The 21,451-nt window shown below is 60.2% G+C and carries 20 protein-coding genes; 14 read left to right on the top strand and 6 right to left on the bottom strand.

All coding sequences use genetic code 11. The features are described from left to right. Window positions 1–21: 21 nt before the first annotated feature. Window positions 22–1,770, bottom strand: coding sequence for an FMN-binding glutamate synthase family protein (locus JAO85_RS07540; protein ID WP_202787814.1), 1,749 nt, complete (start codon window positions 1,768–1,770; stop codon window positions 22–24). 194 nt (window positions 1,771–1,964) lie between these two features. Here JAO85_RS07540 and JAO85_RS07535 point away from each other — a divergent pair, with 194 nt between their 5' ends. The 14 genes from JAO85_RS07535 (at window position 1,965) to JAO85_RS07470 (ending at window position 15,580) form a co-directional block, all read left to right on the top strand. Continuing rightward, window positions 1,965–2,762, top strand: coding sequence for a YecA family protein (locus JAO85_RS07535; protein WP_003076152.1), 798 nt, complete (start codon window positions 1,965–1,967; stop codon window positions 2,760–2,762). Between the two features lie 202 nt (window positions 2,763–2,964). Beyond that, window positions 2,965–3,279, top strand: a complete 315-nt coding sequence (locus tag JAO85_RS07530; protein ID WP_034373920.1) for a helix-turn-helix domain-containing protein — start codon at window positions 2,965–2,967, stop codon at window positions 3,277–3,279. 417 nt (window positions 3,280–3,696) lie between these two features. After that, window positions 3,697–3,876, top strand: a complete 180-nt coding sequence (locus tag JAO85_RS07525; RefSeq protein ID WP_034377367.1) for a Flp family type IVb pilin — start codon at window positions 3,697–3,699, stop codon at window positions 3,874–3,876. Between the two features lie 18 nt (window positions 3,877–3,894). Beyond that, complete coding sequence (locus tag JAO85_RS07520) at window positions 3,895–4,368, top strand: prepilin peptidase (RefSeq protein ID WP_080692980.1); 474 nt, start codon at window positions 3,895–3,897, stop codon at window positions 4,366–4,368. Between the two features lie 11 nt (window positions 4,369–4,379). Further along, the gene (locus tag JAO85_RS07515; protein ID WP_012840134.1) at window positions 4,380–4,886 is read left to right on the top strand and encodes a TadE/TadG family type IV pilus assembly protein; all 507 of its coding nucleotides are present in this window, start codon (window positions 4,380–4,382) and stop codon (window positions 4,884–4,886) included. Between the two features lie 49 nt (window positions 4,887–4,935). Next, window positions 4,936–5,925, top strand: coding sequence for a Flp pilus assembly protein CpaB (cpaB, locus tag JAO85_RS07510; RefSeq protein ID WP_202787813.1), 990 nt, complete (start codon window positions 4,936–4,938; stop codon window positions 5,923–5,925). A 3-nt stretch (window positions 5,926–5,928) separates the two neighbouring features. After that, window positions 5,929–7,293, top strand: coding sequence for a type II and III secretion system protein family protein (locus tag JAO85_RS07505; RefSeq protein ID WP_012840132.1), 1,365 nt, complete (start codon window positions 5,929–5,931; stop codon window positions 7,291–7,293). Between the two features lie 28 nt (window positions 7,294–7,321). After that, window positions 7,322–8,659, top strand: a complete 1,338-nt coding sequence (locus JAO85_RS07500) for a histidine kinase (protein WP_237734748.1) — start codon at window positions 7,322–7,324, stop codon at window positions 8,657–8,659. Then, window positions 8,656–9,990 carry a CpaF family protein gene (locus JAO85_RS07495; protein WP_012840130.1) on the top strand — a complete coding sequence of 445 codons (1,335 nt, stop codon included), beginning with the start codon at window positions 8,656–8,658 and terminating at the stop codon, window positions 9,988–9,990. Before JAO85_RS07500 ends, JAO85_RS07495 begins: the two co-directional genes overlap by 4 nt. Window positions 9,991–10,051: 61 nt before the next feature. Beyond that, the gene (locus JAO85_RS07490; protein ID WP_237734747.1) at window positions 10,052–10,948 is read left to right on the top strand and encodes a type II secretion system F family protein; all 897 of its coding nucleotides are present in this window, start codon (window positions 10,052–10,054) and stop codon (window positions 10,946–10,948) included. After that, a complete protein-coding gene (locus JAO85_RS07485; protein WP_012840128.1) occupies window positions 10,948–11,901 on the top strand; it encodes a type II secretion system F family protein in 954 nt (317 codons plus the stop codon). Before JAO85_RS07490 ends, JAO85_RS07485 begins: the two co-directional genes overlap by 1 nt. Then, a complete protein-coding gene (locus JAO85_RS07480) occupies window positions 11,898–13,550 on the top strand; it encodes a lipopolysaccharide assembly protein LapB (RefSeq protein WP_202787811.1) in 1,653 nt (550 codons plus the stop codon). The genes JAO85_RS07485 and JAO85_RS07480 overlap by 4 nt, the downstream gene beginning before the upstream one ends. Before the next feature lie 17 nt (window positions 13,551–13,567). After that, on the top strand, window positions 13,568–13,993 hold the full coding sequence (locus tag JAO85_RS07475; protein ID WP_202787810.1) for a DUF3613 domain-containing protein: 426 nt from the start codon (window positions 13,568–13,570) through the stop codon (window positions 13,991–13,993). Between the two features lie 21 nt (window positions 13,994–14,014). Continuing rightward, window positions 14,015–15,580 (top strand): pilus assembly protein TadG-related protein, encoded by a 1,566-nt coding sequence (locus JAO85_RS07470; RefSeq protein ID WP_202787809.1) that lies wholly within the window; start codon window positions 14,015–14,017, stop codon window positions 15,578–15,580. On the opposite strand, the gene JAO85_RS07465 is transcribed toward JAO85_RS07470, so the two are convergent. From JAO85_RS07465 to JAO85_RS07445, 5 genes are all read right to left on the bottom strand, one after another. Beyond that, window positions 15,574–16,074 carry a CinA family protein gene (locus JAO85_RS07465; RefSeq protein WP_202787808.1) on the bottom strand — a complete coding sequence of 167 codons (501 nt, stop codon included), beginning with the start codon at window positions 16,072–16,074 and terminating at the stop codon, window positions 15,574–15,576. The genes JAO85_RS07470 and JAO85_RS07465 overlap by 7 nt on opposite strands. A gap of 23 nt (window positions 16,075–16,097) precedes the next feature. Next, window positions 16,098–16,691, bottom strand: a complete 594-nt coding sequence (locus tag JAO85_RS07460; RefSeq protein ID WP_202787807.1) for a phosphatidylglycerophosphatase A — start codon at window positions 16,689–16,691, stop codon at window positions 16,098–16,100. Window positions 16,692–16,712: 21 nt separating this feature from the next. Beyond that, window positions 16,713–18,329, bottom strand: coding sequence for a DUF4139 domain-containing protein (locus JAO85_RS07455; protein ID WP_202787806.1), 1,617 nt, complete (start codon window positions 18,327–18,329; stop codon window positions 16,713–16,715). A 99-nt stretch (window positions 18,330–18,428) separates the two neighbouring features. Continuing rightward, a complete protein-coding gene (gene thiL, locus JAO85_RS07450) occupies window positions 18,429–19,406 on the bottom strand; it encodes a thiamine-phosphate kinase (RefSeq protein ID WP_202787805.1) in 978 nt (325 codons plus the stop codon). Window positions 19,407–19,468: 62 nt separating this feature from the next. Then, window positions 19,469–21,436, bottom strand: coding sequence for a site-specific recombinase (locus tag JAO85_RS07445; RefSeq protein ID WP_012840120.1), 1,968 nt, complete (start codon window positions 21,434–21,436; stop codon window positions 19,469–19,471). Window positions 21,437–21,451 lie beyond the last annotated feature (15 nt).

The raw sequence follows: 21,451 nt of genomic DNA, 5'->3' as shown, positions 1-21,451 counted from the left end.
CGGGCGCGAGGCTCTGGCTTCTCAGGTCCAGATACCGTTACGTTGGGGAAAAGCCTGCGATTGTGCCGCGTTGTCGGCATTGCCCGCCGCAGAGGGGCGCAATACGGGCTCGTGCAGCGGCTGAAAGCTCTGTGCCGTGGCCAGCGGCCAGTAGTTCTGGAAGACCTTGTGCTGGCGCTCCAGGTTCTTGAGCAGGCAGCCTGGCTCCACGCGCAGAATCAGGTTGGACAGCAGGCTGACCTGGGTGTCGTCCAGCCGGCGCACGATATGGTGGGCCGTGATCTCGTTGGGATGCCTGAGGCCGGCGGCCTGAACCAGCTCCTGCAGCGCATGCAAGGTGTTCTTGTGGAAGTTGGCGACGCGCGTGGCCTTGTCGGGCACAACCAGCGCCTGCTGGCGCACGGTGTCTTGCGTGGTGACGCCCGTGGGGCAGGTGCCGGTGTGGCAGCTCTGTGCCTGGATGCAGCCCAGCGCCATCATGAAGCCGCGCCCCGAATTGCACCAGTCGGCACCCAGGGCCATCATGCGGGCAATGTCAAAGGCCGTGATGACCTTGCCGGCCGCGCCGATCTTGATGCGCTGGCGCAGGTTCACGCCCAGCAGCGTGTTGTGCACCAGCAGCAGGCCTTCTTGCAGCGGCACGCCCACATGGTCGACAAACTCAACAGGCGCAGCGCCCGTGCCGCCTTCGGCACCGTCGACGACGATGAAGTCGGGCGTGATATTGGTTTCCAGCATGGCCTTGACCATGGCAAACCATTCCCAGGGGTGACCGACGCAGAACTTGAAGCCTGTGGGCTTGCCGCCGGAAAGACGGCGCAGCCTGGCGATGAACTGCATCAGCTCCACAGGGGTGGAGAATGCGCTGTGACTGGACGGCGAAATGCAGTCCACGCCAATCGGTATGCCACGCGCTGCTGCAATTTCGGGAGTGACCTTGGCGCCGGGAAGCATGCCGCCATGGCCGGGTTTGGCGCCCTGGCTTAGCTTGATCTCGATCATCTTGACCTGCGGATCGGTGGCGTTGGCGACGAATCTTTCTTCGCTGAACGTGCCGTCCGCATTGCGGCAACCGAAATAGCCCGAAGCCACTTCCCAGATCAGATCGCCGCCATGCATGCGGTGGTACTGGCTGATTGAGCCTTCGCCCGTGTCGTGGATGAAGCCGCCCATCTTCGCGCCCTGGTTCAGCGCCTGGATGGCGTTGCCCGACAGCGCGCCAAAGCTCATGGCCGAGATATTGAAGACGCTGGCGTGATAGGGGCGGGTGCAGGGATCCACTCCTTCAGCTGGTTGCTCCTGCGTGCCGCCAATCCAGAGGCGGAAGTCATGAGAGCTGAGCTTGGTGGGTTGCAGGGAGTGGTTGACCCACTCATAGCCCTGCTGACTCACGTCGAGCTGGGTGCCGAACGGCCGGTTGTCGACCTGACCCTTGGCACGCTGATAGACCAGCGATCGCTGGGCGCGCGAGAACGGCTGGGCCTCGGTATCGCCTTCGATGAAGTACTGGCGAATCTCGGGGCGTATGAACTCGAAGATGAAGCGCATATGCCCCATGACGGGATAGTTGCGCAGTATGGCGTGCTGCTTTTGCAGCAGATCCCAGATGCCGAGAAGCACCAGCAGCAAAGACGCAATCAACCACCCAAGCCCCTTGCCTGCCGTGGTCAGCGTGTAGAGCGAAATGCCTAGCACGAGCGCGGAAATGAAGAGGGCGCCATAGCGCAGGGGCAGACTATTGAAGAAGCGATGCACTGCAGATACTCCCATGGCAGGGTGTGTTGATGGCGGCCCGCTAAAATTCAGCCTGTATGGGGGCATCCATCCTGGATGCTTTGTCCCCTTGATCCATCGCCCGGCCCTGCACTTCGATAGTGATGAAATGGTTCGGGCCATCATAAAAGCCTTTCCCTATGCAAGAACAAGCACCTAACTCCGCCGCAGAAGACGCGGCTCTCGCCGACATGCCCGAGGGCGCGCTGAGCAATGATCAGCTCGAAGAGCTGGACGCGCTGCTCGACGAGCTGCGCACCCGCGGCGACGAAATTCCCCAGTGGGAATTCTGTGACGGTTTCCTGACCGCTCTGGTCTGCACACGCCGCCCCATTGCCGCTGCCGAATACATGCCCATGCTGCTGGGCGATGGCGAAGCCCTGCAAGTGGCCGAAGGCCAGCCTCTGCCCAAGCTGGAAGTCTTCAAGGACGAGGCCCAGCAGGCACGTTTCATGGAACTGTTCGAGCTGCGCCTGGCCGAAGTGCGCGAGCAACTGGATGCCGACATCAAGTCCCTGGCCGACGACGCAGCCTTCCAGCCCGAAGCGCTGGATACGCGTGGCGCCATCGCCATCCTGCCCGAAGCCGAGCAGGCCGAGCTGGCCGGCGAAGAAGTTCCCTCGTTCTCGCAAGTGTGGGCGCTGGGCTTCATGTTCGTGGTGGAGAACTGGGCCGACGAATGGGCTGCGCCACGCGACAAGGAAGCAGCCCAGTTGCTGGACGCGGCCATGGAGTTCATCGTCAACCTGACCGAGGACGACACGGACGAGCCGGCTCTGAATCTGTACGACGAAGCCGGCCCTGCCTCGACCAGCCAGGAACGTGTGGATGCCTTTGGCGAAGCCATCTGGGCCGTGTATGACCTGTACCGCCTGTGGAAGAGCATGGGCCCACGCCAGGAAACCATCGTCAAGGGCGAGCAGCCCGGCCGTAACGACCCTTGCCCCTGCGGTAGCGGCAAGAAGTTCAAGAAGTGCCACGGAGCCTGACCAGAGCCATCGCCTGAGGCGCTTTGCGCTTTCCCCCAAGGGGCGGCAGCACCGCTGCAGGGCGGTCTTTGCTTGCTGCCACCGAGTTAGGGACAGTGGCGTTGCAAAGGCCTTCTATAAAAGCGTCTCGGTTGGTGGGGTACTCAAAAAGCCGCGCGATATTTGCGCAGGCACTTGCGTGCAGTGTGAGTTAGTGGGATAGATGACGCATTTAGGTGAACGCATACGCGCCCGGCGACAGGCGCTGGGTTTGAGCCAGGGACGCCTGGCGCAGATGGCGGATGTCACTGCATCCGCCATCTCGCAGATCGAGTCGGGAGCCATTCGCACTCTCAAGAATGACACGTTGGCAAGACTGGCTATCGCCCTGCAGACCACGGCGCTGGAATTGATGGCAGGCCTGCATTCCGAGACCGCATCGCTACCCAGCGATGAGCAGCGCTTGCTCGACTGCTATAGAAAACTGCAGCCACCGCTGCAGGACATTGCTCTCAAACTGATTAAAGCCCTGCAGTGATTTCCGAATCACTTTATTGAGCAATCTCTTTTGTTTCAGAAAGGCCTGCTATCTGCAGGCCTTTTTGTTTTTTCATTTAAAAACAAGGGTTAACCCGATTATTGAATGTAGGACGAAATCTATTAATCTGTAGGAAATAAATGAAGATTGCGTAGATTGAACCGGAAGACATATGTGAGGGAAGAGTCAAGAAAATTGCAGATGCGTCTCGGTGTTTTTTGAAGTCTTTGTTTTTATTGGGGTTTTTCTGTGGGAGTACTCGCTTGCACATTGATTTAAATTGCCGAGAACTATGCTGCATAGTTGTTGATAGCTATTTCAAATATTTCAAGATGTTTCTGGCTTCGTAAGATTGGTTCCGCGGTGGTCGAAAACAGCCACAGCGATCTACCAACCTGATTGTTGAAGGAGCTAATCATGAAAGACCAAATCATCAAATTCTGGCGTGATGAAGAAGGTGCAACGGCGATTGAGTACGGCCTGATCGCGGGACTGATTTCCATTGGAATAATTGCTGGAACGACCGGTATTGGTACTAAGTTGGGAGATATTTTTACGAAGATAAAAACGACCCTTCAAGGGGTGGTTACAACTTAATTAAGGCGGTTGCATCACATGGGGTTGATATTCCTATTCTGGTTGATTCTTTCTTCGGTGTGTGATGCATTATTTCGAAAAAGCTTTAACTGGAATGCGATGTTGGGCGGGTTTGTTGCAATAATATCTATTATTTTTTATCCCAACTCGCATCCAGTGAATATTGGTATATTGGACTCTCTCTTAGGGGCTATGGCGGCTTTTTTTGTTCTTTTCGTTTTTTATAAAATGAAAATGATGGGAGCAGGGGATGTAAAATTTTCATCTGCTTTGGGGCTCTGGGTGGGATGGAAGTTATTGCTACCTATATGGGCGTTAAGTTGCATTTTTGCGATTATCCATGGAGCATTTGCACGTAGCGCACTAAAGTATTTTTTTGTAATGACGAGCTCCATTAAAGATGGAACTAGTGGCAGCAAAAAGTTCGTTCCCTATGTAACCTATTTAAGTTTGGCAACAATTTTAGTGATTGGATATCATAAGAGTCAATAAAAGGAAGAATTATGAGAAATCAAAAAAGGCAAAAGGGCGCCGAAGCTATCGAATTTGCTATTCTTTTTCCTATCTTCTTTTTGACTTTTTATGCAATCATTACTTACGGTTTGATCTTTGCGGCTCAGCAGACGTTGACGCTGGCTGCCGCTGAGGGAGCTAGAGCGGCTGTGCGCTATCCTGCTCCATTGCCCGTCAATGTTTCTCAAATTACTGCACGCAAGAATGCGGCATGTGCGATGGCTAATGGTGCAGTGGACTGGTTGAGAAAAATGGGCAACGGCTTGGGTGGGAGTTCTTGCATAGATAGCTCAACTGGTGACGCGGCAGGGATCTATGTCTCCTCGGGCGATTGCGTGGGCATCGTCACGACAGGTATTTCCTGTGTCAATGTTCGTATCAATTACAACTATTCAACTTCACCACTGATTCCAAAATTACTGGGGCCACTATTAAGCCTTCCGACTCCCGATTTGTTGAAAGGCGGGGCAATTGCTCAAGTAAGTTTGCGAGATTGATGAATTGAAAAGCTCTGCCAATGATGTAGAGCAACAAGAGGGGGTGGTTATGGTGAATGTCGCAAAGATCGCGGTCGGGGTTTTGCTGGCAGTGGCATTGGCTCTGGGCATTTATGGGTGGATGCTCGCCAAGGCGCCCCAAACTCCAGACCCTCAGGCTCAGACCTCCGCCAGCGACAGCAAGCCTAACGCCAATGTGAGCGTGGTGATGGCCTCACAGCCCATCCCCGCAGGACAGGTGCTCAAGGCCGAGGATCTGCAGGTCTTGCAGTTGCCAGCCATACCCGATGGCGCCTATAGCGAGATTCAGGCAGCTGTTGGTTCGGTGCCGGCAGTGGACATTCCCAAGGGCGCACCAGTACTCCAGGGGCAGATGGTGACCGGCCTGGCTCTCAAGGTGTCAGAGGGTGAACGTGCTGTCGCGGTCAAGGTCGATGAAAACATTGGCGTAGGCAATCGCATCAGGCCAGGTGACTTTGTCGATGTCTTCTTTGTACTGCGCCGCGATGGCAATGAAATCGACCAGAGCCAGGCGCGCTTGCTGCTCTCGCGCAAGCGTGTGCTGGCCTATGGCGCTGCGTCAGTCGATGCACTGACTACGGCTGAGAAAGCAGAAGGCAAGCAGGCCAATGGCCCCGACAACGCCCGCACTGCAGTGCTTGCAGTACCTGTGGCAGAGGTGAGTCAACTGGCCTTGGGAGGCTCTAACGGTAGCTTGGTACTTGCACTGCGCAATCCGACGGATATGACAGAGCCGGATATGGAAAAGTTTGCGCCGCTGTCCGGCGTGCTGACTGTGGCCATGCCCAAAGGAGCTGTTGCAACGCCGCTGGAAGGTGCTGACGCAGCGCAGGCCGGGGTAGCCATGAGCAGCCTGGCAGGGTCTGCAGGTACTTCGGCTGCGCGCATGAATGCGGCCAAGCCTATGACAGCCGGGGTTGCCAAGCCAGCAGTGCCGCGCACACGTACCGCTTCCGCAGACTCTTCCCTGCCCGTTGAATTCGTGCGTGGCGCCAACTCCCAAACCGTGCGGTACTGATCTATGAACAACAAGACTGTTTCAATCGCATCCCGCACCTTTTCGCTGAAGCCGCTGTATCTGCTCTGCGGCCTGTCCTTGAGTGTTGTCACTGCCCCGGTCCTTGCGCAGCAAGTGCCCAATACGGGCGAAAGCAGAGCGCAGCAAGCGACAGCAGCCAGGGAAATCAAGCTGGTGATGGGCGCTCAGCATGAGCTGAACCTGCCCGGCGGAGTGGAGCGCATTGCAATCGGTGACGACACGATTGCGGCGGTGCATATCAAGCGTGCAGGCAAGGGGGCTGCCGCCAAGATCCTGCTGAGCCCGCTCAAGCCCGGCAGTACATCGTTCATGGTCTGGCCGCGCGGTGAAGCGCAGGCGCAGACCTATATGCTCAATGTGCAGCAGCGGGTGGAATTGCGCACGGCCAAGGCTTCCAGCCTGATAGAGCAGCAATTTGCCGGCGAGCTGGCGAATGCGCAGTCCGCCGACAAGGCCAAGACCGTCGATCTCTCCAGCGTCCAGCTCAAGAGCAATGTGGTGCAGGTCGATGTCAAGGTGGTCGAGTTCAACAAGACCCAGATGAAGAAGGTGGGTCTCAACCTGTTCAGCACGGCGCCCAACAGCTCGGGTTTCAGCTTTGGTATTTTTGGACGTGGCTCCTATGGCATAAGCGGTGGTAGTTCCACGACGGGCGCGGCAGCAAACCCTTTGACCCAGGCTTTCAACTTGCTGATGCAGTTCGATAAGGCCGGAATTGGCGTCAATATCGGCATGCTCGAAGGCAACAATTTGGCGCGAGTGCTGGCGGCTCCAACGCTGGTGGCTCTGTCGGGTCAGAGTGCTAATTTCTTGTCGGGCGGGGAAGTGCCGGTTCCCGTACCTGCGGGTACGGGCATGGTGGCCATTCAGTACAAGCCTTACGGCATTGGCTTGACGGTCTCACCCACGGTGCTGTCCAACGATCGCATCGTGCTCAAGGTTGCGCCGGAGGCCAGCGAGCTGGATTACGCCAACACCATTGTTCTGAATAGTGCGACTGTCCCCTCGATTACCACCCGCCGTGCCGATACCACGGTGGAGCTGGGCGACGGCGAAAGCTTTGTGATTGGCGGCCTGGTCAGCCGCAACACCACATCAGGTACCGACAAGGTTCCTTTGCTGGGCGATATTCCGATTCTGGGCGTGCTGTTCAAGCGTCAGGAGTTTCAGCAAAAGGAGAGCGAGCTGGCGATTGTGGTGACGCCGCGCCTTGTCAAACCGCTGGCGCGCGATGTGAATGTGGAGCCGCTGCTGCCTGGGCGCACCGAGCAGCGTGATCCTGCGGTATGGGGTCCATGGGTGGCGGGTGGTCTGTCGTCCAGCGTGGCGCCGGGCTTCTCGCGCTGAGTGTCCGGGTAGAGGCATGAATATGCGCATGGACTCATCCCAACTCAATACCGCACAGCCAGGGGCGGCGAGAGGCAATGCACGAGTGGTGCTGGTCACCCAGTCGCCATCGCACGCTTTCTGGCTGGCGAGTGTTCTGGGTAGCGATGCTGAAGTGATACCGGTGGCAGGCGATCTGGCTGCGCTTCACACTGCAATTTCGGCGCCTGGGCTTGGCGTGGTGATCGTGGATTTCTCGGCTCCCATGACGGAGGCTGCCATCGTCCTGGTCGGCGATCTGCGCGCCAGCTTCCCCGGGGTGGTGATCATGGGGTCCGGCTCTGCTGCGGAGCCCGCTTCCATGCGTGCGGCCCTGCGCTGCGGCGTGGCTGAATTCATTGACTGGGATGCGTCCGAAGGCGAGGCCAATACGGCCATCAGGCATCAGATGCATGCACGCAGTCAGCTGCCTGCGGCTGTAGCGCTGGAGCCGGAAACCAAAGGTTTCTCCCTGCCTTTGCTGGGAGCGCGTGTAGGGATGGGGGTGACTACGCTGGCAACGCATCTGGCCGTGATGTTCCAGGAGATGCATGCCTATGACATGCGAGGTAGCAAGAACAGAAAGCAGATTGCCAGGCCTTTTGGCGCAAGTCAGTTGCCGCTGGATGAGTCCGCACATGCGGTATTGCTGGATCTGGGCTTGCCTGCACGCGATGGCTTGCTGTATCTGGGCATCGCTGGTGACTTCAGTTTTGTGGATGCGGTTCAGAATACTCGCCGTCTGGACGCGACATTGATCGAATCGGCCTTTGCCAAGCACTCCACGGGCACTGTGACTCTGGCCTGGCCTTCCGATCTGGGCATGCTGCGCGAAGTCAGCCCTGCAGCTGCAGCGGGCGTAGTCAACACGCTCAAGAGCTTGCTTGGGGTGCAGGTGATTGATCTGGGCGGCATGGTGCAGGCTGATTTTCTGGCGCCTTTGCTACGCGAGAGCGGACAGGGCTGGGTGGTTTGTGACCAGTCGCTGGGAGGCATTGTGTCTACGGCACAGATGCTCAAGGAGCTTGATGCCAAGGGTGTGAATCGCAGCACGCTCAAACTGGTGCTCAACCGCTTCAATGTGCAGGCCGGCCTGCCAGCCAAAGAGGTCGCGCAGCGCCTTGGTCTGGAATTGCTGCACGTGGTTCCGGATCGATCCACGGTTTTGCTGAATGCCGCCAGCTGTGGACAGTTGTTGTCGCAGTCGCTGCGCGGTGATCCCTATGTGACCTGTGTCAGAAGCATGGCCAGAGCATTGCTCAGCGGAGCGGTTGCTGCCGACAAGGTCGCGGCGCCAGCGTCGGGCGTTCTGGGGCAATGGGCCAAGCGATTGAGGAGAGGCGAATGAGCATGGACATTGTTTTCGCCGAAAAAAGCAGTCATTTTTCGGACTCCAAGCAACTGCTGCTGATCAAGAACGTCGCACACGAGCATTTGCTGACGCGTGTGGAGGAGCTGGGCGCGGTGTTTGCCAAATGGTCAACCAGTCGTGTGCGCCAGTTCGTACACCAGGAACTGGAACAGTTTGTGCGTCAGCAGCGGTTTCCCGTCAATGACGAGGAGGTGCAATGGATTGCGCAGGCTCTGAACAAGGAGCTGTCCGGGCTGGGGCCGCTTGATGACCTGATGGCCGACCCGGAGGTCGAGGACATTCTGATCAACGGCTATCAGCGTGTATTCGTTTCGCGCAAGGGAATTTTGCAGCAGGAGGCCTTGCATTTCACCGACAACGCCCATGTGCTGCGCATCGTGCGCCGCATCATCTCTCCCTTGGGTCGCCGCCTCGATGAATCCACGCCCATGGTCGATGCGCGCTTGCCGGATGGAGGGCGTATCAATGTGGTGATAGAGCCGTTGTCGCTGGACGGGCCGGCGGTGTCGATACGCAAGTTTCGCAATGATCCGCTGCGGGTTCAGGATCTGGTCGATTTCGGCACCATGGACGAAGGCATGGCCCGCTTGCTCGAGCTGGCGGTGCGCGAGCGCTGCAATATTCTTATCAGCGGCGGCACCAGTTGCGGCAAGACCTCCATGCTCAATGCGATTGCGGGCTTTATCCCCGCCAATGAGCGGGTGGTGACGATTGAGGATACGGCCGAGCTGACGCTGCCTCACCCTCATGTGGTGCGCATGGAAAGCCGTCCCGGTGGCTTTGAAGGCGCGGGAGTGGTTTCCATTCGGGATTTGTTGCGCAACAGCTTGCGCATGCGCCCGGATCGCATTGTGGTGGGCGAGGTGCGCGGCGCGGAAGTGCTGGAGATGTTGCAGGCCATGAACACCGGTCACGACGGCTCCATGGCCACCATCCACGCCAGCTCTCCGCGCGAGTGTTTGCATCGCATGGAGATGCTTGCCGGCTTTGCGGGCTTTCAGGGCAGCGAGGTCAGCCTGCGCCGCCAGATTGCCAATGCGCTCGATTTCATCGTGCAGATCAGCCGCCTGCCCAATGGCAAGCGGCGCATCACGTCGATCACCGAAGTCACAGGCATCATCGATAGCGTGATTGCCACGCAGGAGCTCTATCGTCACGAGCTGCTGCCCCAGAATGATGGAGAGGATCTGGAGCGTTGGACCACGCTGGGCATGGTGCCGCATACGCCCAAGCTGACGCGCTATCGCGCGGTGCTGCAGCACGCCGGAGGCAACGGCGCAAACCATGCGGGACTGCGCCATGGCTAGCAATGCGTTTTTACTCCTGAGTCTGGCGCTGCTGACTGCGGCTGCCGCGATTGCGCTGTGGATGCTTGTCGGCCGGCAGCAGAGGACACGTCGGATGACCAGGCATCTGGAGCAGAGCCTGGAAAAAAGCGCGGCCGCTGCAGCCGGGTTTGTCGCCAAGAATGCGGCATCGGCTTTTGATGGTTCAGTGGCGGATGCCTTACTGGGCAACGAGAAAAGAACAGGCTGGCCGGTTCCCGCCATTTTGTTGGGGACGGCCAGTGCCGGACTTTTCTATGGCGGGCTGGTCTTGATTGCTGTGGCGTTTCTGATCGTTGGCTTTGCTGTTGGCTGGCTGGCCGGTAGTGCGGCGCTGGTGGTATTGGGAATTGGCTTTTTCTTTTTGCTTTACACGCGGGCACAGAAGTACCGCGCCAGGCTCACACAGCAATTGCCGGGCTTTCTGGATAACACGGTGCGCTTGGTGACCATTGGCAACTCCGTTCAGGCGGCCTTCCAGATGGCTGCAGCCAGCACTAAAGACCCGTTGCAGTCGGTCATGGAAAAGGCCGCCAGTCTGGCCCGCGCGGGCATGGATCTGGAAAATGCGGTGGCCCATGTAGCGAGGCAGACCAGGCTGGACGAGCTGCATCTGCTGGCAGCTATTCTGCGCATCAGCGTGCGTTATGGGGGACGGGTCGATCTGCTGCTGGAACGTGTGGCCAATTTCATGCGCGACCGCGAACAGGCCGAGCAGGATCTCTCTGCCATGACGGCCGAAACGCGTCTGTCCGCCTGGGTGTTGAGTCTGCTGCCGGTGGCCGTGTGCTGCCTGATCATTTCCTTCAACGCGAGCTACTTTTTGAACATGTGGGATGACGCCAGTGGTCGCAATATCATTGGGGTGGCGGCGGCTTTGCAGGTCTTTGGGGTGGTGCTGCTCTATCGATTGGCCAAGCTTGATGAGGGGGGGGATTGATGGAGGCCGCACGTATTTACTTGATGTTGAGTATTGCGTTGCTTGCCGTGGCTGCTTTGATTGGAGCCGCCGTGATTGCCTATACGCATCAGCGCCGTGAACGCAGCAGTCAGGTGGTGCGGGATGCACTGAGCCGCAGCGGCGCGGCTGCGGCGAATGAGGCTGCTACGCCTGCCAGGCCCGCAGATCTGCTGCGCTCGCTCAATGGCGATGGCGAGCTGCCTGCGCACTGGCTCAATACCTCGCTTGGCAAGGCGTTGGTTGCACAGGAAGATCGTATTTTGCTGAGCAAATGCGGTTGGGGATCGACTCGCGCGCAGCTGCAATATTTGATAGCGCGCTGCCTGATCTCTGTATTGTTTTCGCTTCTTGCAGCCTTTGTTTTTTTGGGTAGCAAGCAATTTCTGCTCTACCTGTTTGCTGCGTTCACCATAGGTTTTCTGCTTCCCAAATGGGTGCTGCGCAGCGTGGCTCGCCGCCGCAGGGCCTGCGTTGCCCGCGAGCTGCCTTTGTTTGTCGATTTGCTGGGCTTGCTGCAAGGCACGGGAATGAGTCTGGACCAGACCCTGCAGGTGATTGGCTCTGATTTCGGCAATGTCATGCCTGTGCTTTCGCGAGAGATACAACTGGCCAACCAGCAGTACAGCCGGGGCAGCACGCGCGAGCGCTCCTTTGGGCGCATGAGCGAGGTCTATCAAAACGACAACCTGGCCAATCTGACATCGCTGATGATTCAGATCGACAGATACGGCGGAGCCGTGCAGGAGCCGCTGCGCATTTTTGGCGAACGTCTGCGCGAGCAGCGCAAGGCCAAGATGAAGGAGTTGATAGGAAAGATCTCGGTCAAGATGACTGCCGTCATGGTGGTGACGCTGCTTCCGGCCCTGATCATCATTACAGCCGGACCGGGGTTCCTTGCCGTGATTCGGGCGCTGGGAGGGATGACGAAATGAAAAAAGAAAGCCGATATCTGATGCTGCCATTGGCCGCTGCAACCATGGCCCTGCTGTCGGGCTGCTCCAGCATGGGTAATCTGCTGGGGCAGAACCAGCCCGTGTTGTCGCCCGCAGCCAAGGCCGCAGCAGACAGACCGCTGGAGAAGGAGGCGGTGGTCGACACGCAGGACACTTACCTCGCTCTGGTCAAGCAGATGCAGTCCAAGTCGCTCTGGTATGCCTCCATTGCGCACCTGGATGCGCTGGACAAGCAGTGGGGCGCTTCCAGCGATTCGCGGCTGTTGCGTGCCGATGCATTGCGTCAGGTGGGGCAGCTCAGTGCGGCCATCCCCATTTACCAGGGCCTGCTGGGCAGCGCCAAGGACGGAGCCGCACGCTACGGCCTGGGCCGTGTGGCCGCAGAGCAGGGCGACTTTCGCAGTGCCGCTCTGCAGATGGAGCAGGCGCGCATGAGCAATCCCGTGGACTCGCGCCTGTTGACCGATCTGGGCTATGCCTATCTGCGTGCGCGTGATCTGAATGCAGCGCGCATCCCCTTGATGCAGGCGGCGCAGCTCAACCCCGAGGACGCTCAGGCCAATGTCAATCTGAGCCTGTTCATGATGGTCAGCGGCCAGGGCGCACAGGCTGAGGAATTCATGCGCCAGCGCAAGCTGGATGCACAGACCCAGCAACTGGTCAAGGAGCAGGCTGGGGAGTGGTTGAGGGCTGCAAGCCTGGCCGCGGCAAAGCCTGCCGCGGCTGCGACCGGCAAGGTCGTCAACCTCTCCCGTCCGGAAGTGAAGACCGCGCCCGAGGCCGTGGCCAGTTCCGGGAAATCCGCCGAAGTGCCGGAGCCTGCTGCAGCGCAGGAGGTGCCCGCCGCAAAAAAGCCCGCACCGGAGCCTGAAGCCGCAAAGGCTCCGGTAGTGGTAGTCAAGGCAGCGGAGTCTGTGCAGCCTCCTGCTCAAACGTCCCAGCCCCCGTTGCCGCTGCCCGCAGCTGCGCCCATGATGGCGCGGAATGTGGAGCGGGGGCTCAGTGGTGGTCAGTGGATGGTCTCTGGCGGCAGCTTCGATGCAGGGCGACCACGTCACCCTGGTCAGGGGGCGAGCCAATTTATGCCAGCAGCTCCGCAAACCTATGCCTACGCGCCGCCTGTGCCTGTGCAGACAATTGACGCTCCTGTCGATGTAGCGGCTGCCGCTCCATTGGAAAGGATTCAAGAGTCAAATCGACCTGAAGTTTCCATACTTAAAGCGCAACAAGCTCCTTCATTGATAGCGGAAGTGGCACCACCTCTGGAGGCGGCCGTGGCGACGGCTTCTCAATCCGCGAAGCAGGAGACGCCCAAGCCTGCACAGCCTCTACTTACCGAGGCGATGCCCGTAAAGCTGCAGCAGACGCAGCCGGCACCGCAGCCCGTGATCTCGCGCCAGCCCGTGCGCCCGACAAGATCGATGCCGGAGGCTGCTGTGGTGATGGCTGCGGTAAACCCTGTCGCAGTGCGTCAGAGCGGTGAATCCGGTGGCAAACAGGCGGTGCAAGCCATGCTGCCCCAGCGCGCGGCGGCGGGCGGCTTGTTCTTCGAGACGCCCGATGAAGATGCCGGCAGCAAGGCTGCGGCCTCTGCCAAGAAGAGTGCACCCGAGCGTGCCTGGCCCTGAACCTTCAAGGAGTCCCCATGAATACGCAGACAGCATTCACCCAACGGGCCCGCGCATTCACCCTGGCGTTGATGGTACTGGGCACGGCCTCGGTCGCCATGGCGCAGGCCGGCAGCAGTACCGGCTCCAGCACAGGCGTGACCAATATGAGTGCGCCCCGAAGTGCGGCGGTGACGCCCACTGCAACAGCTCAGGCAGCAGTGACGCAGACACCAGCTCCCGGCAATGCTTCCCTGACATCGCCCGCAAGCAATCGGGTGGGCGACGCCACCAGCTATCTGCTGGCGTTGCAGGCCAGTGGTCAGTACGCATCGCGCAATGCCTATCCCGTGACAAGCGATGTGGCCCAGCGTACCTATCAGCGCTATCTGGAGAGTTTTACCCACAAGATCCCGGAAAGCACGGAAACACAAGTGGGCAGCAAGACAGGTGGTAGCCGCTAAGCGGTCAGCGAGGTTTTCTGCATGCAGTCTTTTGCCAAAGACCTGAGCCGTGTTCGCATTCGTCGCCAATCGGGCTCTGTGGCGACGCTGGGGGCGTTGTGGCTGATGATTGCCGTGATTTGCCTGGCAACCATCGATATCGGCAATGTGTTCTGGCAGAAGCGTGAGTTGCAGAAGATGGCGGATCTGGCGGCGCTGGCCGGGGCCAGTGGCACACCTCGCAGCGGAGCATGTCAGTCGGTGGCGGCAGATAGCATTCCAAGAAATGGGGGCATTCCATCGGAATTAGTGAGCACTGCGGAGGGGCGTTGGGAAGTCAGAACCGGATTGACGTCAGAGCAGTATTTCGTCGCAGGACAGGGGCCGTTGAATGCCTGCAAGGTGCAAGTGGCCAGAGTGGTCCCCTACTTGTTTCTTTTCGGAGCGGACTTGGATGCGGGGGGGCGACAAGTAACGGCATCTGCCACGGCTTTTCGCGCTCCACGTCTCGCACGCCTTTCCGTACGGTCTACCTTGCTAGAGCTGGATACGACAAAGTCGGACTTGCTGGACGCCGTGATTGGAGGAATGCTGGGAGGCAGCATTAAGCTGGGTGCGGTTGGTTGGCAGGGTATCGCGGGTGCCGATATCAATCTGCTCAAATTTCTGGATGCATTGAAGATTCGTGGCTCACTGAATGTGGGCAGTTACGATGAAGTCGCCAACGCAAAAGTGTCTCTTAGCAACTTCATGCTTGCCATGGCAGACGTATTGCCTCAGCAAGGAAATGCTGCGGCGGTTACGGCCTTGAAGATATTGGCCGCCGGGGTCGGGCAAATCCAATTGGCATTGGCGGATGTCTTGAAGCTGGGAACGGGACTGGGAACAGATGCGTTGCGTACGGATGTGAACGTGCTGGATATGGTCACCTTACTGGCTCAGTTTGCCAATAGCAAAAGTGCGGCCAAGGTAGGAGTTAATCTGGATCTAGGACTGGTTCATGCGGGCGTGAATCTCAAAGTCATAGAGCCCGCGCAGAGTGCGATTGGAGATCCTGACAGAGATGTCATTGAAGCAAAGACATCCCAAATCGACCTTGTGGTTGGATTGGGCCTGAACTTGCTGCTGGTGGGTGTGAATCTTTCCCTGGATGTGAAGCTGGCCCAGGGTGGTGCCCGTGTCACGGGTTATCAGTGCAGCAGTGCGGGAAAGTCTTTGACTGTCCTTGGGCAGACCGGAGTGGGAACCGTTGCGCTGAAGGGTGAGGCGACTCTGTTGCTTTCGTTGATCAAAATTCCAGTCGTGATCTCACTACCCTTGCTGTCGCCGCCCCAACAGTTGCTGTTCAATAGTCCGCCGCCGCCTAGGCTGGATAAGCCTGCAGTCTGGTTGAGCATGGTGCAAACCAATTTGGTAGGAGCCTTGTTCACTGCGCTGGAAAGTCAGCTCGGTCCACTTGGTACGCTGCTGGCGGCAGTTCTGTCCCCACTGACATATGCACTCGAGTCGATACTGAATTTGCTGCTGAACCTTTTGGGTTTGAGTTTGGCGCAAACAGATATTGGGGCACAACTCAATTGCGACACCAATGTGGAGTTGGTTTATTGATCGGACATCAGCAGTCGTGTCAGGTCGTGTAGTGCTATATGTGTAGTTATCTCTCGGATTTTCTGGCGAGAGCCATGGAGTGCAAGACGTCGTGTATTAGAGGTATCCGAGGTGCTCCACCCCACCCACACCGTCCCCACTGGCTTTTCAGCAGAGCCTCCGCTAGGGCCCGCAACCCCCGTCACGGCAATGCTGACCTGGGCGCGTGAGTGACGGATGGCACCTTCGGCCATGGCGCGCACGACTTCCTCGCTGACGGCGCCGTGCTTTGCGATCAGCTCGGCGGGCACGCCCAGCATCTCGGTCTTGGCCTCGTTGGAGTAGGTCACGAAGCCACGTTCAAACCATTGGCTGGAGCCTGCGAGATCGGTGCAGGCTGCGGCAATCATGCCGCCGGTGCAGCTTTCGGCGGTGGCCAGCATCCAGCCTTTTTCGGTCAGCCTGGCCGCCAGTTGCTGAACCAGTTCTTCGATATTGGCTTCTTGTGTGCTCATCGTCTCCTCCAGGACTCACGCGGTCAGAAGAAATGCCGCCAGAGGGCCACGACCAGCAGGGTGCAGAAAGCGGCCACCAGGTCATCCCACATGATTCCCCAGCCGCCGCGCGGGCCGAAGCCTTTGAACAGGCGGTCTGCCCATTTGACGGGCTGGGGCTTGACGGCATCAAAAAAGCGGAACAGCGCAAAGCAGATGAGCTGGCCCCAGAAGCCCATGGGCATGCACAGCCACAGAACAATCCACATGGCGACCACTTCGTCCCAGACGATATGGCCGGGGTCGGCCACGCGCATATGCTTTGCAGTGACGGTGCAGGCCCACCAGCCTACGGGAATGCTGGCGGCAATCAGCCAGCCGATCTGTGCCGGGCTCAGCCACAGTGCCAGCACCAGATAGGCCAGCCAGGCCCACAGGCTGCCCACCGTGCCGGGGGCGACGCGGGGCAGGCCGGAGCCAAAGCCCAGAGCAATCAGATGGGCCGGGTGTTGCAGCATGAACTTCACGCTGGGGTGGGCGATTCCCGCCGCATTCATGCCGGGGCGTGCTTTGTTATTGATAGCTGCTTGCGCAATATCGGCAGGTGCTGCAGCGCTGTTTGATGAGTCATCCGTCATGGCGTGATGATAAGCGCAGGCTTATTGCAGTCCGGTGATGGGCTGGTTTTCGGGGAAGCGGATCTGGTGCGTGGCCTGGAACTGCGCCGTGCTGCGGGCGGCCAGATTCTGCTCCCAGGCAACCATGCCGTTTTGCGCATTCCAGCTGGTGGTGGCAGGCTGCGGGCTGTATTGCGACTGCACCTTGATCTGCTCATTGCGCGAAACAGGGGCCGAGTCCAGCACCTGCAGCGCGATGGGCTGGTTGTGACGGTTTTCGACGGCGTAGTTGCGCACGATGCTGCGCTCAGTCTTGCTGCTGACCCAGCTGCCGCTGCCGGTATGACTTTGCGCAGGCAGGCGGCGCACCACGACGTTGTCATCGCGGCCAAAAGACAGACCTTGTGCCAGCGCCTGGGCGTTGCCAAAGTCCAGTCTGCCATTGCCAACCAGCGCCTCGTCACGGAACAGTGCTACCGGGCCCGCCGGCCAGATGCCTGGCGGAGCCTGCAGCGTGGCAATCAGATAGGCCGCCTCTTCCATGACCGGCGCGGTGCGAGTCAGCAAGCTGGTGGCCAGATTTTCCTGACCTAGCGACAGCGTGATGCGCTCGGCGCTGGAGGGCACGCTGATCTTGTACGGCACGATGAATTGCGTGCTGTAGGCCGTGTTGATGCTGGAGACATCGAGCACCGGCAAGTCCGGTGCTGCTGCCTCTTCGCGCATTGCCCTGGCTCCGCCGCGCGCCATCATGGCGATGGGGGCTGGTGCCGGAGCGGCGGGGGGCAGTGGCTGGGCGATATCCACCGTCCAGGGGCGCGGCATGACACCCTGGGTGCTGCGGCTGGGTTGGCCGGTGGACAGGCGCAGGCGCACATTGCTCCAGTCCTCGCCACTGGCCTGCACGACCAGGGCCTGGCGCTCCAGCTGCACCTGCTGCTTGGTGGTGTTCAACTGAGCGCGGTAGCTAGGCTGCCAGCTGGGGCCGCGCACCTGATAGCTCAGGCGCACATTGGCAGCGCGTGCGCTGGCCAGCTGCACGCTGACTTTCATGACCTGAGACTGCTCGGAGCCCGTGCGGTCGCGCTCCTGGCGCAGGGGCTGCAGCTGTGCCAGCAGATCCTGCTTCTGGCGCTGAATCTGGTGAGCACGCAGGCTGTTGTCGCGGCTGGTCTGGCGCAGGGCCTGGCTGGTGCCGGCGATCTGAGCGGGGCTGATTCTGGCTTCGTCGCCGGGCTTGCTCATGCCCTGCAGAAAATCGCCCACCAGCCTGGCTGCTCCTTCTTCGGCCTCGATGTTCGCGAGCTGATCCTCAAGGCTGCGAATCTGCTGGTCCAGCGGGCTGGTGCACTCCTTGGCAGCCATCTGCCTGGATTGCATCAGGGTCTTGATCTCACCCACGCGCACGCCTTCGTCTCCGCTGATCTGCAGGCTTTGCGTATCCACGCTGGCGGGCAGGCATTCAAAGCTGAGCAGGCGGGTCTGGGCGTCGATGCGAGCCTCGCGCTGTACGGCGGCGATGCCGGGATAGAGCGTGACTTCGGTGATGGGCGCGCGATTGCCCGAGACACTGAGGCTGCTGGCGTCGGCCAGGGCGAGCCCGGGCAAAGCAGCTGCGACACAGACCATGGATACGGGCAGAAGACGGCTTGAACGCATTGGGCAGCTCTTGTGGACAGTGAGGGCTTGAGCTTAACCCAGGGCTCTTGGCACGCCGCTTGCCAGGTGCCGGCCGCCTCCTGCCCGCGTGCTCGGCGTTCAGCTGCCGAAGTGGTCGAAGGATTTCCAGCGGTTTTGCAGCAGGGCTCCATTTGCGTCGATCACGCGCAGGCCCGGCTCGGCATCGATGCGGCCTATGCGATGCACAATCGTGCCGCTGGCAGCGCCTGCTGCCAGCACGTCGGCATGCCGGGCTGCGGGGGCGGTAAAACACAGCTCGTAGTCATCGCCGCCTGCCAGTGTGCATTGCTGTTGCAGCTTTGAATCGAATTGCCATGCATCGCTTTGCGGATAGGCGGCTGCGGCCATCAAGGGCGTGGTGCAGCGGCTGTCTACCGTGGCCCCGACGCTGGACAGTTCCAGAATATGGCCGAGATCGCCGAGCAGGCCGTCGCTGACATCCAGCGCGCTGCTGGCAATGCCGCGCAGCGCCAGGCCCAGGGCCACGCGCGGCGTGGGGGCTTCCAGCCGCTGGCGGGCCTGCTGCAGCAGCTCGGCAGGCAATTGCACACGGCCCAGCATCGCCTCCAGTGCCAGGCGTGCATCGCCCAGAGTGCCGCTGACCCAGATCTCATCGCCGGCCCTGGCGCCGCTGCGCAACAAGGCCTGGCCAGCAGGGACTTCGCCGAACACGGTAATGCAGATATTGAGCGGGCCGCCCGTGGTGTCGCCGCCGATGAGTTCGCAGTCATGGGCATCGGCCAGGGTCAGCAGGCCGGTTGCAAATTCGCTGATCCAGTCTTCGTCGGCACGGGGCAGAGACAGGGCCAGCGTGAACGCCAGAGGCCTGGCGCCGCTGGCGGCCAGATCGCTGAGATTGACGGCCAGAGCCTTGTGACCCAGCAGGCGCGGGTTCACGTCGGCAAAGAAATGGCGGCCCTCGACCAGCATGTCGCTGGAGATGGCCAACTGCATGCCGGGGGCCGGGGCCAGCAGCGCGCAATCGTCGCCCACGCCCAGGGCGGCGCGACGTACGGGGCGCTGGAAATAGCGGCGGATCAGATCGAATTCACCCATAAGGTCTCTGGCCGCTCGCGATGCTGCGGCCTGCTGGGCCGCTGGTCGGCGGCGGTTAAAGGTCAAGGCCAGAAAAAGCTCAGCGGCCTGCGCCAGAAGCGCTGGCGTATGGCCTTGTAGATGCGCGAGCGGTCCACGCCGCTGACGTTGTGGGCACGCAGGGCGACACGGAAAGCCAGATAGAAGCTCACCCCCACATTCAGCGCCGCATTGAAGGGCAGCATGGCCACGGCCCACCACAGCAGATCGTCATGCAGCACCTCCCAGCCCAGCGATGCCACGGCGACGCCGATCTGGCCCGTGGACAGGGTGACGTGGCGTACTTCCAGTCCCAGACCGAAAAAGGCCGCAAATGCAGGCACCAGGCCCAGCATGAAACCCAGCGAGATATTGGATGCCAGGCTGGAGACATTCTTGCGCAAGAAGCTTGCCCAGCGATCCGCGCGGCCCGTGCCCAGAAAGCGAGTGATGCGCGGGTTGTAGCGAATCACCGAATCGATGTTGCGCAGCACAAACCAGTTCTCCGCACCGCCGGCAATCAGGCTGCTGACAAACAGCAGCACGCCGGTAAAGGCGGCGAAGAGCACGGACGGCCCCAGCAGACTCAGCGAGTCCAGCACCTGGCGCGCATGCGGGGTGCTGAGCGCCTGATGACCGACAAGATAGGCATAGCCCAGCGACAGCAGCAACGCCCCGGGGAAGACGATGAGCACGTTGCCCAGAATGGCCGCCACCTGGGAGCGCACCAGATGGGCGACTTCGTCGACGAACTCCTGGATGGAGCCATCACTTTGGATGTCCTTGAGCTTGGCCGCCATGGCCGGCGCCGTCATGGCCGGCTGCTTGGTGGCCACCGTGAAGTGCAGCATCTGGATCAGCACAAAGCTGATGGCGTAGTTGAAGCCCGCAGCCAGCCCCGACCAGAAGACGGACAGGCCCAACGCATACAGTGCAAACTTGGCCAGCGTGGTGAAGGCCATCACAAAGCCGCCGCCCGCGGCCTTGGCGACCATCTTGCGATATTCGCTGCCGTCGCGGGTGATGTAGTGCTCGCCGGTTTCGGCACTGCGCTCGGCCACCTTGGCGGCCAGCAAGGACGAGTTGGTGGACATCAGCGCACGCACGCTTCGGCGCTCTATGCCCACGGCCACGAGGTTGGAGAGCAGCTCGGACGTCTCGTAGGCACGGTCTTCTGCCAGCAGGCAATCGAGCAGGCGGCGAATGCGCAGAATGCGCGCACGCACCTGGCGCAGGCGGAAGATCAGGCCGACGGAAATGCCTTCGGCCTCGACATAGGAGTACACCGAGGACACGGCGGCGCGGCAGGCCTCGAGCCGTTCGCGCAGCTGGGCGGCTGCGGCGTCGCGCCTGTCGGTGGTGCGCAGCGGCAGCATGACCTCCACACGCAGGTTTTCCACATCGTGGATCAGCGCATGAAACGGCTTTTCCTCGCGTGCCTGCTCGCTCATGCGCAGACGCAGCTCTGGGGCAAACCCCGTGGAGAGAATCTGGCCCGCGCAATAGGTGATGGCGTCAAGCAGGTTGCGCTCCCAGAAGCTCACGCCTTCTTCGAGCTGTTGCGGGGTCAGCAAGGTGGTGATGCGGGCCATGAGCTGGCTGTCCAGCGCATGCAGCCAGCGGGCGTCGAAACGGTCGGGAAAGACCAGCATGAACAGCTCGGAGGCATCCTCGGTCTCGGGCGTGCTGGGCAGCAGCTTGTAGCGCAGGCGCTCGGCCACTTCGCTGGCCATGGCCGTGCGCGGGGCAAAGCCGAAATCGGCCAGCAGGGCGGTGATGTCCACCGTCTCCATCAGCGTCTGGCTCCAGCGGCGCAGCCGGGCCAGGGCTTCGGGGTCGGCCTCGAAGGCCTCGACGATCTGTTTCACGCGCTGCACGGCGCCTTCGACAGAGGGTTCGGCTGCGCGTATCCATTCGGCCAGATGGATCAGCCACAGATGGCGTTGCGCAAGGCCAGCATCGGGGTCCAGGGACGCCAGCAGGCCGGGCAGGTCAAGAGTGCTTTTCTTCATGCAAATGTGGGTGCT

The organism is Comamonas sp. NyZ500, from assembly GCF_016772095.1.
GTDB lineage: Bacteria > Pseudomonadota > Gammaproteobacteria > Burkholderiales > Burkholderiaceae_C > Comamonas > Comamonas thiooxydans.
The sequence above is the reverse complement of the archived record's forward strand: the minus strand, read 5'-3'. Positions and strand labels throughout refer to the sequence as shown.